Raw genomic sequence first — 14806 nt, forward strand, 5'->3', positions numbered from 1 at the left:
CTTCAATTTAGAGGCTTATAGTTTTGATCTTAAAAGTGTTTTGAGACGACGTTTTCCCTTTCCTGCCCTCAGCTTCATCTATACTTACCAAGTCGACGTCGGAAAAGCGATGTCGAGGGTTGAAATAATTTTGAGGCCAACGTTGAGTTGACGCCTGGGAGGGACGCTTGCGTTCCTCCCACCTTCTACCACATCAGTCCCTCCCCATGGCGATCGGTCAAGTCGAGACCGCATGCCGAGGAATACCGATCCGTGTTGACAAGCAGGAAAGCATCTTCGGCGACTTGCTCAACACTTCCGGCAAGCGATTGAAGACTCGCCCGATAAACGTTGACGGAGTACTGCCGCAACCGCCTCATGGCGTTTCGGCCCGCAACCCCCTCGCGCAGCAGTTCGATTTCCTCCTCGATAGCCCCATTCGGCACAATCACGCTACAATCGGCACTCTCAATGAGCTTGAAATCTTCCGCCACGCTTTTGAAGGGGTACGACCCCCAACCGCCGCGATCATTCGCCAGCTTCTTGTAGGCACCGCCCTTATCCATCCCATCGCGCCTGATATTGTATAGACGCGTAAAGTATTCCTTCATGATTTCGGGCGATCCCAAGTCAACCTCGAGGAATCCCTCATCTCCATCCGCATGTCCAACGCCTCTCAGCACCGACTGCCCGACGGCTGCCCGCTGAGAAACCTCACGAGGCCTTCGGTACGAATCGTCAGGCTCAAATATATGCACCAGGCTCTCGGAGGAAGATCGGCTGTCGTTCCTGTTGCACCTTCCTGCAGCCTGAACGATGCTATCGAGCCCACTCATTGCCCGATACACCACAGGGAAGTCGAGATCGACCCCCGCCTCCACCAAGCTGGTGGAAATCACCCGACACGGTAACCCGTCTTCGAGGCGCCGCCTGATTTCCGAGACCACCGCCCGGCGATGCTCGGGATACATGAGGGTACTGAGGTGATAAACGTTGTCGTCATCGAGCAGCTCGAAGACGGCTCGCGTCTGCTTACGATTATCGATAATGCAAAGAACCTGCTTTTCGCTGCGAAGTCGCTCAGCCAATCGCACGTCATCAAGTTTGCCTTCCAGGCAATAGGTCACGCGTCGCAGCTTCTCGAATGAATCCAGTCCCGCCTGACTTATTTCGACTGGTCGCGGCAAACCTTCGATAATTCCATCGAGGGCCGGCTGAGTCGCCGTACAGAACACCACGGTGCACCCATAATGCTCAACCAGCTCCTCGAGGGCAGCCAGACATGGTTTGAGGTATTCCACTGGCAGCATCTGTGCCTCGTCAAGCACAATGACGCTCTTCGCAAGGTTATGCAGCTTCCGGCATTTCGAAGTCCTGTTGGAATAAAGGGATTCGAAAAGCTGGACGTTGGTGGTGACCACCACTGGAGCATCCCAATTCTCGGCGGCAAGCCGCAGGGCATCCCCCAAGCCGGTTGATCGCTCCCCATTACGGGCAACAGCGTGCCGTCGTCCCCCGGCATCCTCATCCACAGAATCGAAATCGAACCCCGAATGATGTTCAAGCACCTGTTCCTGCCCGATCATCCCGCGAATGACCTCGGCGTTCTGCTCGATAATGGATGTGTAGGGAACTGCGTATATCACCTTGGCCCCGAGATGACCACTGAGCGCAGCTTGATTCAACGCAAAGCGCAACGACCCGAGCGTCTTGCCACCCCCGGTGGGAACAGTCAGCGCGTAAAACCCGGGCTGGCCAGTCGCCGCTACTCGACAATCATCAAGAATATGGCAGCGCAGTTCGTTGAGCGACGTGCGCGGAGGGTAAAACACCGACAGTCTCTCCTCCAATGTATCGCGCAACTCGGCAGCCGATGCCGGGGAGAGACTTTCCCTTTCATACCCTCGCATGAATTCTTCCGTTGCCAGGAAGTCGGCGTCAACCAGGCACGAGAACATCATGCGAACCCAAAAGCCTGCACCGTAGCCACCGCTTTTCTGCACGCCGACAAGAGGCGCGGGCATTCCCGGGGAGCCGCGCAGCCCAAACCGCTTAAAGGGCACACGATTGAGCCAAGTCGCGCCCGGCGAGTTCTCGGCCTTGAAACGCTCGAGTCGCTTTGCCAATGTCGAGTCCTGCGTTCCCCTCTGAATATTTTCACCCATGGGACATCCATCAGGCAGGCCCGTATGATGTCCGGCAATCGCATAGGCTAAAAGAGAGCCAAGATCGCCGCTGTCGGCCATGATGCTCGCGCCCGCCGTCGAGTGATCAACTCTCGGCCCATTCTCTTTAATGCGACGCTGAAACGCATCAGCGTACTTACCGATGTCGTGGAGAGCTCCCATGTTGTAGGCCCACCCTTCCGAGCCAAAGCGAGCAGCAAAATCGGCAGCCCGCTCCGCAACGGCACGAAGGTGATCCTCTACGGCCTCCTCCCGGCCATCTTCTGCAACGTGGGCAAGAAACATCTTGGTCCTCACAATTCCCGACAACAAAGTTGTCGTCATTATGGCATGAATTTCACTGCTGGATGTCCCGACTCCAGGACACAGAAGATCATTTCCTCCATTTTATTAAAATTATTTACTGAAATATATTGAATACCTATATCAATTCGTATCTAATTCAATCAATCGCATCATATAGCGGAAATTGCAAAGCAGCATTGTTCTATTGACTTAAAAATATCAATATTTTATATTATTATCGAACAGGGGGACAACATGCCAAAGGAGCAGGAGGTCAGAGAGGTTCTAAAGCGACTGAGAAAAGAAGGCTGGATTGAGGCAAGTGGCAAAGGCAGCCATAAGATTTTTCGTAAAGACGGGATCATGGTCGTTGTCCCCACCTCCAAAAGGGAGCTGCCTCTCGGAACATACCGAAACATGGCAAAGACCGCAGAGTGGCTCTAAGCCCCCTTCAACAGAATCGAGCAGACATGGGCAAGTATATCTTCCAGGCTTTTCTCACTCCCGAAGACGAAGGGGGCTACTCCGTCGAGTTCCCCGATCTCCCGGGGTGCTTCTCGTGCGGCGACACATTCCACGACGCTGTGGCCATGGGGGCCGACGCCGCCAAAACCTATGTAGCGTCGCTCCTTGGCCACGAAGAAGCAGTCCCCGAGCCCCGACGCCACCCGTGCCCCTCTGGCGCCGAGGACGTCATGGTGTTTTTCGAAGCCGATCCCACCTACATCGTGGAAGGCGCTGTGGTAAGTGCCGCCGAGGCTTCACGGCGCCTGGGCGTGTCACCAGGCAGAATCACCCATATGCTCGACGCCGGCGTGATAGACGGCTATCGCGAAGGCCGACGCACCTGGGTCAGCGTTGCGAGCATAGAGAAGCGTCTATCCGAAACCCCAAAAGCCGGGCGCCCGAGAAAAGCCCGAATGGCCTGACGTTCAGCCTCAACCATCCTCCGAAAGCCGAGGATTCCTTGCGAGATTGGAAAACGCCCGCCTGAAACGTTTGTCGCTTCGGGCGGGCGTTTTGCTTGAGAAATGCGAAGCTGATCGGGGCCCAGCCTTCTCCCCTACCGTCTTTCAATGGGCACGTAGGGCTTGGTGCCGCGGACGGTGTTCTTGTAGGCGGGACGGATGATGCGCTTGCCGGCGGCGATCTCCTCGAAGCGGTGGGCGGCCCAGCCGGCCATGCGGGCGCAGGCGAACAGCGGCGTGAACAGGTCCTCGGGAATGCCCATCATGGTGTAGATGAAGCCCGAGTACATGTCCACGTTCGCGCACAGCTCCTTGGTGGAGCCCTTCTCGCGAGCGAACACCTCGGGGGTGAGGCGCTCGATGGACTTCAGCAGATTCAACTCGGCCTCGAACTCGGTGCCGGCGGCCAGCTGCTCGGCAAAACGCTTCCCGATGATGGCGCGCGGGTCGGAAAGCGTGTACACTGCATGCCCCATGCCGTACACGAGCCCCGTGCCGTCGTAGGCCTGCTTGTTCACGATCTTCGCCAGGTAGGCGGCCACCTCGTCGTCGTCTTCCCAGTTCTTCACGTTTTCCTTGATCTCGGCCTGCATGGCGCGCACCTGGTGGTTCGCCCCGCCATGGCGATGGCCCTTCAGCGAGCCGAACGCCGCCGCGTAAGTAGAGTACGGGTCGGTGTCGGCCGAGGACAGCACGCGCGTGGTGAAGGTGGAGTTGTTGCCGCCGCCGTGCTCGGCGTGCAGGCACAGCATGATGTCCAGCATGCGGGCCTCCTCCGGCGTGAAGGAGCGGTCGGGACGCAGCATGGAGAGGATGGTCTCGGCGGTGGACTGCCCCGGCACGAAGCGGTGCATGATCATGGAGTCGTGATGGAACGCCGCGCGCTTGGCGTAGTAGGCGAGCACCATGATGCGCGGCAGGCGGCTGATAAGCGAGAGCGCCGTGTGAATCTCATGACCGGGCGAGCGGTCCTCGGCGCATTCGTCGGCCGCGTACAGACGCAGGATGGAGCGGGCCATCATGTTCATGAGGTCGGGCGAGGTGTCCACCATAAGGGTGCTGGCCGTGAATCCGTCGGGCAGCTCGCGCTGGGAGTCGATCACCTCCACGAACCGGTCGAGGCGCTCCTGGGTCGGCAACTCGCCCATAAGCAGCAAGTAGGCCACTTCTTCGAAGGCGAAGCGGCGGCTGGGGTCCAAATCGCCCAACAGGTCGTAGATGTCGTAGCCGCGCAGGCGCAGCGAGCCCTCGGCCGGCATTTTCTCGCCATCGGACATCACATAGCCGTGCACGTTGGACACGTTCGTCATACCCGCCAGCACACCCGTCCCGTCGGCGTTGCGCAGGCCGCGCTTCACGTCGTAGGTCTGGTAATGCTCCGGGTCGATAGTGTTTACCTGGTAGAAGTTCTCGTAGAGGCGCACGCGGAAGGCCTCGTCGTCGCTGATCTCAATGGGCTCGGTGCCGTCGATGTCGGCGTGGTTGTCCACGCGGATGACGGCCTCGTCAATTTCCATAGCCATAGGGGCTCCTCCCTCGAAAGCGGGCCTCATGCGGTATCGGGCTATTGTACCGTGCCGGGCCGCTCCACGCGGGCGCGGATGCGCGCCAGTCGGCGGGGGCCCGTCCCTTCCCGCGGCGAACGGCGGCGCGCAATTTCGGGGCATTCACCCGCACGTGGCCGCGCACTCACGGTCACGTGCCCGCTTGCAGCCGCGTCGCTCAGAGGCGCTCATCCGCTCGCAACCCTATCGCCCGAAGCCGCTCGCCCGCTTGCCCGGGCGCTTCCAAAAAAGTTGGAATTTGTCGTTGACAAGCCCCAAAGGTGATGGTTAAATAGTCGTTGCTGTTTTGAAGTGCGCCGTTACCTCAGCTGGATAGAGGGACTGACTACGAATCAGTACGTCGGGGGTTCGAATCCCTCACGGCGCACCACTTTTCAGCTCGCAACCGCTTCACGCGGTTATTTTTTTCTGTAGGCCGGAATGAAAGGAAGACCGTGAAGGTTCGAAAATCGAAACCTCACAGTATGTAAGCTTCCGGCTTCTCCCCTTCGTGGCAGTAGTCGGAAGAAGCGACTGCTGTGCGTTGGCTGGCGCCGCCCCGCGCCGTAGCGGCCAACGTCACCCCACGGAGGAACGACTATGCTCTATCTGTCCCAAATGATCGGGGAGCCCGTGGTGGATGCCACCGGCGAGCGCCTCGGCACCATCTCCGACCTCGCCATCTCCACCGGCGAGGTGTTCCCGCGCATCACGAGCCTGGCCTTCCAAGGCCCCGGCCGCGTGCCGTTCATGATCTCGTGGCGCAAATACGTCGACACCTTCGACGAAGACGGCATCACGCTATCGGTGGACGCTCACGACATCCGCTTCAGCTACCTGCAGCCCGACGAGGTGCTCTTGGCCCGCGACCTCATGGACCGCCAGATCGTGGACACCCAGGGGCTGAAGGTCGTGCGCGTGAACGACCTGAAGCTGTCGCAGTCGGGCACCCAGCTGCGTTTGCTCGGCGCCGAGGTGGGCGTGCGCGGCATCCTGCGCGGGCTGCATCCCCTGCTGGAGAGGGCCGTGGTGAACGTGGCGAAGCTCTTCCACAAGAAGGTGGACGAGCAGCTCATTGCCTGGAACTACATGGACCTGCTCGACCGCGACCTCTCGGAAGTGCAGCTGTCGGTGACCCACCGCCGCCTGGACGAGCTGCACCCCGCCGACGTGGCCGACATCTTGGAGCAGCTGGACCCCCAGCAGCGCGCGAGCGTGTTCGAGCATTTGGACGACGCGCGGGCCACCGAGGCCATCTCCGAGATGGAGGACGAGTACCAGGCCGAGTTCATCGACGACCTGGACGACGCGCGGGCCGCCGAACTCATCGGCAACATGGACCCGGATGACGCCGCCGACATCGTGCGCGACCTTCCCTACGAGAAGGCCGAGACGCTGCTGCGCCTCATGGGCGTGGAAGATGCCACCGAGATCCGCCGCCTGCTCGGTTATAAAGACGGCACCGCCGGCGGCATGATGACCACCCAGTTCGTGGCCGTGCCGAAAACCTACACCGTGGGCGACACCATCGAGGTGCTGCGCGCCCTGCCCGAGGATCACCCCACCGTGCACTATGTGTACGTGACCGACGAGTACGGGAAGCTTCTGGGCGTGAACTCCCTGCGCACGCTGGTGCTCTTCAATGCCGACCGCCTCATGGGCGACATTATGTATGACGAGATCATCAGCTGCCTGCCCTCCGAGGAAGAGGAAGACGTGGCGGCCGACATCTTCAAGTACGACATCCCCGCCATGCCCGTGGTGGACGAGCACGGCACCCTGCTCGGCATCGTGACTACCGACGACGCCTGGGATGCCATCGAAGACGACGTGGCCGGCGACAAGTCGCGCATGAGCGCCCTGAGCATCGCGGGCATCACCGTAGCGGCGCTGCTGGGGCTGTTTCTGTACTCGCTCATCCTGCTGCAGCTGGCCGGCTCGCTGCACATCGGCGGCCTGCATTACTAGGGAGCGAGGTGAAGCCCTATGAACGCGAAGAAGCGCGCGCTCACCGCCGATGAGCGCGATCTGAACCGGGCCGCCTCCGAGCTGGCCGAGACGGGCATCCCCGCCGGCGAGCAGCCCGGCCCCGACGCCTCCCGCACGCCGAGCAAGCTGCTGCTGGTGCTGGCGGCCATGGGCCCGGGCATCATCACGGCCATGGCCGGCAACGACGCCGGCGGCATCTCCACCTACTCCACCGCCGGCGCCAGCTTCGGCTTCGGCACCTTGTGGGTCATTCCCATCATGTGCGTGCTGCTCATCGTGGTGGAGACCACCGCCGGGCGTATGGGCGCCGTCACCGGCAAGGGCTTCGCAGCCCTCATCCGCGAGCGCTTCGGCATCCGGCTCGCGGCCTTCGCCATGCTGTCGCTGCTCGTGGGCAACGTGGCCACCACCTTCTCGGAGTTCGCCGGCATCGCGAGCGGCATGGAGATGTTCGGCGTGTCGAAGTACATCTCAGTGCCTGTAGCGGCGCTCGCCGTGTGGCTTTTGGTGGTCGGCGGCTCCTACAAGCGGGTGCAGAACGTGTTTCTGGCCCTCTCGCTCGTGTTCCTCACCTACGTGGTGGCGGCGTTTCTCGCGGAGCCGAACTGGGGCGAGGCCATCCACGACACGGTAGTGCCCAGCGCCGTGGGCGACGTGAGCTTCATCTCGCTCGTCATCGCCATGATCGGCACCACCATCGCCCCCTGGATGATGTTCTTCACCCAGAGCAACGTGGTGGAGAAGGGCCTGACCACCAAGGACCTCTTCTCGCAGCGCGTGGACGCCGTCTCGGGCACCATCGCCGCCTGCATCGTGGCCTGGTTCATCATCGTGACCACAGGCGCGGTGCTCTTCCCTGCCGGCATCACCATCGACTCGGCGGCCGATGCGGCAGCGGCGCTTGCACCGTTTGCCGGCCCCTACGCCGAGGCGCTGTTCGCCGTGGGGCTCATCGCCGCGTCGTTTCTGGCTGCCTGCGTGCTGCCGCTGACCACGGCCTTCGTCATCTGCGAGGCCTTCGGCTGGGAAGCGGGCGTGTCGTTCAAGTGGCGCGAGGCCCCCACGTTCAAGTCCATCTTCACCTTCGTGATTGCGTTCTCGGCCATCGTGGTGCTCCTGCCCGACGTGAACCTGCTCGGCATGATGCTGACGGCCCAGTTCGTCAACGGCGTGATTCTGCCCATCTTGCTGGCATTCATGGCCATCATCTCGGCCGACAAGCGCATCATGGGCGACTTCCGCGCCCGCCGCGTGTCGAAGGTGCTTCTGTGGGCCACGGTGGGCGTGGTGGCGGCGCTGACCGCGGTGCTGCTCGTCATGCAAGTGATGGGGCTCGCCTAGGATTACCCGAAGCCTCTCAGGGCCACGCGGACGGCACAGCGGCGGCCATCGGCGTGCCGCCAAGCGCCCGCGCGCACCTCGCCGGGAGCGCCTGGCGGCAGCTCGCGCGCCCACACCCCTTTCACCTGCGAAATCGGCGGCGAATTTAACGTGGCGGCAACGTATGCGAATCGGTGCGCTCATCGTTTGGTACAACCCTTGTATTAACGCGCCGCCCATGGCTAAACTGCAAGTGTCGGAAGGCAAGAAGACCGCTTTTCGGCACACCTGGGGTGACGCGCACCGGCGGTTCGTCGGATGCGGCCGTCGATGTAGCACACGCTGCAGACCCCAAGGTGTCGACCCGTTAGGAGGCTGCAGTGCAACTCAAAGCATCAACCGATTATGGACTGCGTGCCGTTTTGTATCTGGCCGCGCAGGGCCAAACCTGCTCGTCGAAGGATATCGCCCAGGACATGTCCATCCCCCGCGACTATCTCATCCAGCTCGCGCAGCTGCTGCGCAACGCCGGCATCATCGAGGCGCGCCCGGGCAAGCACGGCGGCTACCGCCTGGCCAAGGAGCCCTCGAAGATCACCCTTTTGCAAGTGGTGAACGCGCTGGACGACGACGCCAAGGACACCACCCGCGCCCGCCGCAAGGATCGCGCCGGCGCCCCCATGGTCCAGGGCATCAAGCGTGCCTACGACCTGGTGCTCGACGGCTACGACGCCTACTTCGACAGCATCACGCTCGAGATGCTGCTCGATTGCTCGCGCGACGAGAAGATGGGCAAGGAGTTCTTGGCCGGGCGCCTCATCGCCGAGAGCCAGCGCCTGCTCGCCGAGGCCGCGGCCGTGGCCTAGCGACCGTGCCGCTTCCGTAATCAACCACAGAAAAAGCCCCCGCACAGGGGGCTTTTTCACGGTTTGGAGCAGTGTCGGGAACGCAGGGCGGCAACAGGTTCGCCAGCCGCCGGCCGCAGCGCGCAGGCCCTATTCGGCCTTCGCGGCCTTGGCGGCCCTTCCCGCCTCCATCTTCGTAAGCACCAGCACGGCCGCCACGATGAGCACCACGCCGAGCGCGAGCGAGATCCACGGCGTCTTGGTGATGCCGGCGATGATGTAGCCCACGAAGCACACGACCATGACGAGCGTGGCGTAGGGAATCTGCGTGGCCACGTGGCGCAGGTGGTTGCACTTCGCGCCGGCCGACGAGAGGATGGTGGTATCCGAGATGGGCGAGATGTGGTCGCCGTACACCGCACCGGCCAGCGCCGAGCCCACGGCCACGAGGAACAGCGGATCGCCGGCCGCGAACACGCCGATGATGATGGGCAGGATGAGCGCGATAGTGCCCCAGCTCGTGCCCATGGCAAACCCGATGAAGGCCGCCACCAGGAAGATGACCGCGGGCAGCAGGTCGAGTCCCACGCCCAGGCCGTTCAGGAAGCCGGACACGAACTCGCCGGTGCCCAGCAGATAGCGGCAGCAGCCGCCGAGCGACCAGGCCAGCACGAGGATCATGATGGCGCCGATCATGGAGCGCACGCCCTCGGACATGGCCTCCACGAAACCGCCGAGGTTCATGAGCTTGCGCGGCAGGAACATGGCCGCCGCCACGCACAGCGCCACCACCGCGCCGATGCACAGGCCCATGACCGGGTTCTCGCCCACGGCCGTGGCGAAGTCGACGCCGCTGAAGAAGCCGCCCATGTACATCATGCCCAGGATGGAGAACACGATGAGCACGAGGATGGGCACGATGAGATCCCAAATGGTGCCGCGCTCGGAGATGTTCAGGCCCTTGTACTCCTCGATGGCGCCCGCTGCGGCATCGTCGATATCGCCCTCCTCGGTCACCACTGTGGGGATGTTCGGCGCGCCTTCCAGATCGACCTGGGCCTTGTCGGCAATGCGCGCGAGCGAGACGGCCTCGAGCGCCGAGCCCTCGGCCGGGATGCGCCCGTCGGCCTCGGCCTGGGCCGCCGCCATGGGACCGAAGTCCTTCTGCAAAAACAGCATGAAGAACACGAAGAAGATGGTGAGCAGCGCGTAGAAGTTGTAGGGAATGGAGGCCACGAAGGTGTTGAAGCCGTCCTCGCCCATGTAGCCGCCCACGGCCACCGCCCACGAGGACACCGGCGCGATGATGCAGACCGGCGCGGCCGTGGAGTCGATGATCCAGGCGAGCTTCTCATGGCTGACGCGGAACTTGTCGGTCACGGGGCGCATGACCGCGCCCACGGTGAGGCAGTTGAAGTAGTCGTCCACGAAGATGATGATGCCCAGAAGCGCCGTGAGGATGGAGGCCGCGCGGGCGTTCTTCACGTGGGTGGTCACCCACTCCGCGTAGGCGCGGGAGCCGCCGGCCGTGGCTATGACCACGGTGAGTGCCCCCAATAATGCAAGGAACAGCAAAAGCGCCCCGTTGCCGGCAATTTGCTCGGCCATCATCTGGGGCACCATGGTGAACGCGGCCACCAGCTGCTCGCCGCCGGCGCCGTTCAGGGTGAACTGGTAAATGACCATGCCCGTGAACACGCCCACCGTCAGCGAGGAGTACACCTCCTTGGTGATGAGGGCCAAAGCCAGCGCCAGAATCGGCGGCACGATAGACCACAGCCCCGTGGCGATGAGATCGAATCCTTCCATAACGCTCCTTCCGCTGGCGCCCTTCCCCACTTCCCCCGGACGCTCGGTATGACAGATGGTCATAAGTATATCCGAGTTGGTAAGGGAAAAGGGCCGCAGAGCGCGTAAAAAGCGCCGGGTCCGCGGGCTCGGCGCTTTCAGGGAGGGCAAAACAGGCGGCCATTACATTCGCGGAATGGCCTCTATCTTGTTGATGCAGAGCTCGTTTCCGCTTATGAGCGCGTAATCGCGGTCAGCTCCGCATCCGAGGCAGGTCTGTGAGAAGCGATCCTTGAAGTCGAGGCGGAATTCCTCGCCGCACCGATTGCAACGCACTCGGTAGGGCACCGTGCTGATGACAACATGCGCATTCTCGGCCACCGTGCCGCGGGCAAGAAACTGAAAGAGGCTCTCGAACAGGTCGATGACGATATCGCGCCCCTCCCCCACGTCAAGATGCACGGCCGTCACCTCGGCCGCGCCGGCGGCCTCGGCCTCCTCGACCACCACTTCCATGATGCTGCGTACCAGCGCCATCTCGTGCATAGTCCCCTCCTCGCCTTTCGCCACGATCTCGCCGGAACGTCCGCGGAAACGATGGCGGGACGCCGACGACGCGACGCCCCGCCATTAGAGATGCCTCCCAGCGAACTGCTCCGCCAGAATTCCGCCTTCTTAGCCGCTTAGGCCTCGGGCGCCGGGGCGGCCGCCAACTCGCCGCCAGTGAAGTCGACCAACTGGCCACGCGCAACGCGGTCCTTGGCGAAATAGCGATTGCAGTCAACGTAATCCTCGGGCAGGTCGGGGTAGTCCTCCGTCGCCGAAAGGATGCGAGCCCCAGCCGGACAAATGGGCACACACTGGCCGCAGCGGACGCACGCGTCGTCCATCACGCACAACCCGTCATCGCCGAAGGTGATAGAGTGCATGGGGCAGCGCTCGATGCACTTACCGCACTTGATGCAGGCGTCGCCATCATAGTTGAGGGTATAAGCGCTGAAGTACTTGCGCTGGTCGCCTGCGCCGTTCTGACCCCGCCACGCCATAAGGTTACCGCAGCTTTCGGAATGGCAGCAGCAGATGATGTCGGCGTTCTTCGCGCAGATGGACTCCACCACCATGCCCTTGTCGATGATGTCCTCGACGATCTCGATGGCCTCCTCCTGGGTGATCTGCTCGCCGATGCCCGTCTCCATGAAGTACTCGGCCATGTCGCCCAGCGACAGGCACGTGCGATGCGGGTGCTCGTCGGGATGCGGAACGCCCAGGGCATCCCACTGCGTACGGCACTGGCAGGGAGACACCGTGATGTTCTTGTTGCGCTTGATAAGGGCGCGCCAGTCCTGATAAGGCTGCAGCTCGTCCTCGGCCACCACGTCCACGCTGATGGGATAGGTTCGGAACAGCGGGAAGGTGCTGCCACTCTCACCGTTGGGATCCATGCCACGAATGCCCTGGATATCGAACTCGGTCACCGCACCCTCGATGCCGGAGTAGTAGGCCTTCAGCTCGTTAAACTCCCAGAATCCGTTGATATAGGGGATGAGCGCATAATGGGGAAGACCGCCGCGATTGGTGCGCCAAATGAGGTTGCGATCAGCCTGGTCGTCGAGAATCTGCTGGCACTTCTCCTCGTCCCAGCCGGTGTTGGCCTTGTAGTCGCCGGCAGTGAACATGCGGTGCAGCGGCATCTTCAGATAGTTCTCGGCATCTTCCTCAGACCATAGGTACATGATCATCTGGTAGCCGGTCTCATCCGGAATGGAGCCGATGCCCTGGCCAATGCGGTTGATGCGGTTGCGCAACTTCACGAACACGGCGGGAATGACAGTGCCGTCGGGGCAGATGGCGTCGGTCACCTCCTCGGTCTCGGCCATAACCTGCTCCATGAGGCTATCGCTCTTGGAGGGGTCAACCCAATTGCCAAAAGATGACGACAGGCCCTCCTGCGAAGCCTCCGGCGCACCGGTTCCAGCCAGCGCATCGGCATCCGCCGTGCCGGCCACTGTCGGAGCATTCTGGGCGCCATTGCATCCGGCGAGAAGCATGGCCAACGGAAACGCGCCCATGCCCACCGCGGCCACCCCCTTCAGGAAATCGCGACGGCGCACGCCATTGGGCATGATCTCGTCGTTCAGAGCCTCCAGTTCTTCCTTGTTCATGGGAATCCTCCTTTTCCTCCATAAGCGCCCTCCCCTTGTTTGCCAGGCGCGATAGCCGCATTGTACGTACTCGAAAATGCGAGCATCAATAGACATTTCATCCCCGATTGTCTAGGAAGCAGCCTTATTTGCCTGCACGGCATAAGGCCAGCTTACTCTATACTTTAGCCGGAGGAAAAAGGGTATCGGGAGGCAGGACACTCGTGGAGGAGCAAGGGGCCACATCGGCAAAGAGGCGCTATGTCGAGGCGCTCTTCAAGCTATGCGAGACAAAGTCCATCAACAAGATTACCGTCGCTGACGTCCTTCGAGAGACACGCACGGCACGCCAGACCTTTTACAACAACTTCCGCGATATCAACGATCTGATCGCCTATGTGTTTGTGTACCACTTTGAGGAGAACTACGATATCTTCAACACCCGGGAAGGATCATTCAAATCCCTCGATTTCGCCCGCGAGCACAAGGCGTTCTTCAGTCAGCTACCCCAGCATCGTGGGCAGAACAACTTTCATGAGACCCATGTTCGCATGCTGAAAAGCGGTTATTACAAGCTTGTGTTCCACACTGATGAACCCCCTGCCGACGATCCCCGCAAAGCGTTCATCGACGCCTATGTGTACAGCTGCACGAATCTCTTTATGGATTGGTGCGCCAGCGGCATGACCGCGCCAGCCGACGAGGTGCTCGTCGACGTGTATTGGGACACGAAGCCCGACTTCATCCCCATAATCGTTCCGCCCTGCTCCATGACAAACGAGATCTAGAAAGGGAGCGTTGAGCCATCTGTCTGGCACCGCGCGCCGGGCCCGCCATCGAACCCGCGCGCTTCCCCTCCAGCACTGGCCGCCGACAGCAGGAACGCCGAGTCCGCAGACCCGGCGTTCCTCACGGGAAGATTTTTACCGGCCGCTACACGTCGGCGGCGGCTCCGGCGTTGGCGCTCTCGAGCATTTCCTGCTCCACCTCGCGATCGTACTCGCGGTCGATGGCGCTTTCCGACGTCGGCGGCTTGATCTGGAAGGGCACCGCCGGGGTGAAAAGGCTCACCACCGGCACGATCACCAGCGAGATGATCATGCACAGCGCGCCGCAGTTGATGGGGCTCGCGATGAGCGGCACACCGCCCGACAGCGCCAGGCCCATGTTCACGGCCGTCAGCCCCACGCCCACGGCAAACGAGCACCACACGCTCGCCTTCGAGATGCGGCCCGAGTACAGACCCCACAGGAAGGGGCCGAGGAACGAGCCGGCCAGCGCGCCCCACGAGTAGCCCATGAGCTGTGCGATGAACACCACGCTGGAATGGTACTGGAACAGCGCGATCACTGCAGAGATGGCGATGAACACCACGAGCAGCCCGCGCATCCACAGAAGCTGCTTCTTCTCGGACATGTCCTTCACGAAGTTTCCCTTGATCAGGTCGATGGTCAGCGTAGACGACGACGTGAGCACCAGCGACGACAGCGTGGACATGGACGCCGACAGCACGAGCACGATCACCAAGCCGATGAGCACGTCGGGCAGGGTGGACAGCATCGTGGGGATGATGGAGTCGTACACCGGCGTGCCGTTGGCGGCGTACTCGATCTGGCTCTCGTACAGGCGCCCGAAGCCGCCGAGGAAATAGGAGCCGCCGGCCACCACGAAGGCGAAGATCGTGGAGATGATGGCGCCCTGCTTGATGGCGGGGCCGGTCTTGATGGCGTAGAACTTCTGCACCATCTGCGGCAGGCCCCA

The 14806-nt window shown here is 61.9% G+C and carries 11 protein-coding genes, 1 tRNA gene and 1 pseudogene; 7 read left to right on the forward strand and 6 right to left on the reverse strand.

The window, feature by feature from the left end; genetic code table 11:
- Nucleotides 1-185 precede the first annotated feature (185 nt).
- Entirely contained in the window at nucleotides 186-2450 is a 2265-nt protein-coding gene (locus Q5064_RS10790) for a CRISPR-associated endonuclease Cas3'' (RefSeq protein ID WP_302964597.1), read from the reverse strand.
- Between the two features lie 255 nt (nucleotides 2451-2705).
- Here Q5064_RS10790 and Q5064_RS10795 point away from each other — a divergent pair, with 255 nt between their 5' ends.
- Together Q5064_RS10795 and Q5064_RS10800 are read left to right on the forward strand one after the other, a co-directional pair.
- Nucleotides 2706-2894 (forward strand): type II toxin-antitoxin system HicA family toxin, encoded by a 189-nt coding sequence (locus Q5064_RS10795; RefSeq protein WP_302964598.1) that lies wholly within the window; start codon nucleotides 2706-2708, stop codon nucleotides 2892-2894.
- 26 nt (nucleotides 2895-2920) lie between these two features.
- Entirely contained in the window at nucleotides 2921-3379 is a 459-nt protein-coding gene (locus Q5064_RS10800; protein ID WP_302964600.1) for a type II toxin-antitoxin system HicB family antitoxin, read from the forward strand.
- Between the two features lie 134 nt (nucleotides 3380-3513).
- Here the strand turns inward: Q5064_RS10800 and Q5064_RS10805 are convergent, their stop codons facing one another.
- Nucleotides 3514-4941, reverse strand: a complete 1428-nt coding sequence (locus tag Q5064_RS10805) for a citrate/2-methylcitrate synthase (protein WP_302964603.1) — start codon at nucleotides 4939-4941, stop codon at nucleotides 3514-3516.
- A gap of 335 nt (nucleotides 4942-5276) precedes the next feature.
- Between Q5064_RS10805 and Q5064_RS10810 the strand changes: the two genes are divergently transcribed.
- The 4 genes from Q5064_RS10810 to Q5064_RS10825 all read left to right on the forward strand — a co-directional run bounded on the left by Q5064_RS10810 (nucleotide 5277) and on the right by Q5064_RS10825 (nucleotide 9137).
- Nucleotides 5277-5353: transfer RNA gene (locus Q5064_RS10810), tRNA-Arg, on the forward strand.
- Nucleotides 5354-5562: 209 nt separating this feature from the next.
- Entirely contained in the window at nucleotides 5563-6930 is a 1368-nt protein-coding gene (locus Q5064_RS10815; protein ID WP_302964606.1) for a magnesium transporter, read from the forward strand.
- An 18-nt stretch (nucleotides 6931-6948) separates the two neighbouring features.
- Nucleotides 6949-8292, forward strand: coding sequence for an NRAMP family divalent metal transporter (locus Q5064_RS10820; RefSeq protein ID WP_302964609.1), 1344 nt, complete (start codon nucleotides 6949-6951; stop codon nucleotides 8290-8292).
- 359 nt (nucleotides 8293-8651) lie between these two features.
- A complete protein-coding gene (locus Q5064_RS10825; protein ID WP_302964611.1) occupies nucleotides 8652-9137 on the forward strand; it encodes an Rrf2 family transcriptional regulator in 486 nt (161 codons plus the stop codon).
- A gap of 129 nt (nucleotides 9138-9266) precedes the next feature.
- On the opposite strand, the gene Q5064_RS10830 is transcribed toward Q5064_RS10825, so the two are convergent.
- The 3 genes from Q5064_RS10830 to Q5064_RS10840 all read right to left on the reverse strand — a co-directional run bounded on the left by Q5064_RS10830 (nucleotide 9267) and on the right by Q5064_RS10840 (nucleotide 13066).
- Complete coding sequence (locus Q5064_RS10830; RefSeq protein ID WP_302964613.1) at nucleotides 9267-10925, reverse strand: Na+/H+ antiporter NhaC family protein; 1659 nt, start codon at nucleotides 10923-10925, stop codon at nucleotides 9267-9269.
- Nucleotides 10926-11087: 162 nt separating this feature from the next.
- Nucleotides 11088-11450: a hydrogenase maturation nickel metallochaperone HypA gene (locus Q5064_RS10835; RefSeq protein WP_302964616.1), complete on the reverse strand. Its 363-nt coding sequence runs from the start codon at nucleotides 11448-11450 to the stop codon at nucleotides 11088-11090.
- Nucleotides 11451-11587: 137 nt separating this feature from the next.
- Nucleotides 11588-13066, reverse strand: a complete 1479-nt coding sequence (locus tag Q5064_RS10840) for a 4Fe-4S binding protein (RefSeq protein ID WP_302964618.1) — start codon at nucleotides 13064-13066, stop codon at nucleotides 11588-11590.
- A gap of 203 nt (nucleotides 13067-13269) precedes the next feature.
- Here Q5064_RS10840 and Q5064_RS10845 point away from each other — a divergent pair, with 203 nt between their 5' ends.
- Entirely contained in the window at nucleotides 13270-13833 is a 564-nt protein-coding gene (locus Q5064_RS10845) for a TetR/AcrR family transcriptional regulator C-terminal domain-containing protein (protein ID WP_302964620.1), read from the forward strand.
- A 145-nt stretch (nucleotides 13834-13978) separates the two neighbouring features.
- Here the strand turns inward: Q5064_RS10845 and Q5064_RS10850 are convergent.
- Nucleotides 13979-14806, reverse strand: a pseudogene (locus Q5064_RS10850) (sodium:solute symporter); the annotation flags it as partial.

The sequence above is a fragment of the uncultured Adlercreutzia sp. genome (assembly GCF_958431955.1).
Lineage (GTDB): Bacteria > Actinomycetota > Coriobacteriia > Coriobacteriales > Eggerthellaceae > Adlercreutzia.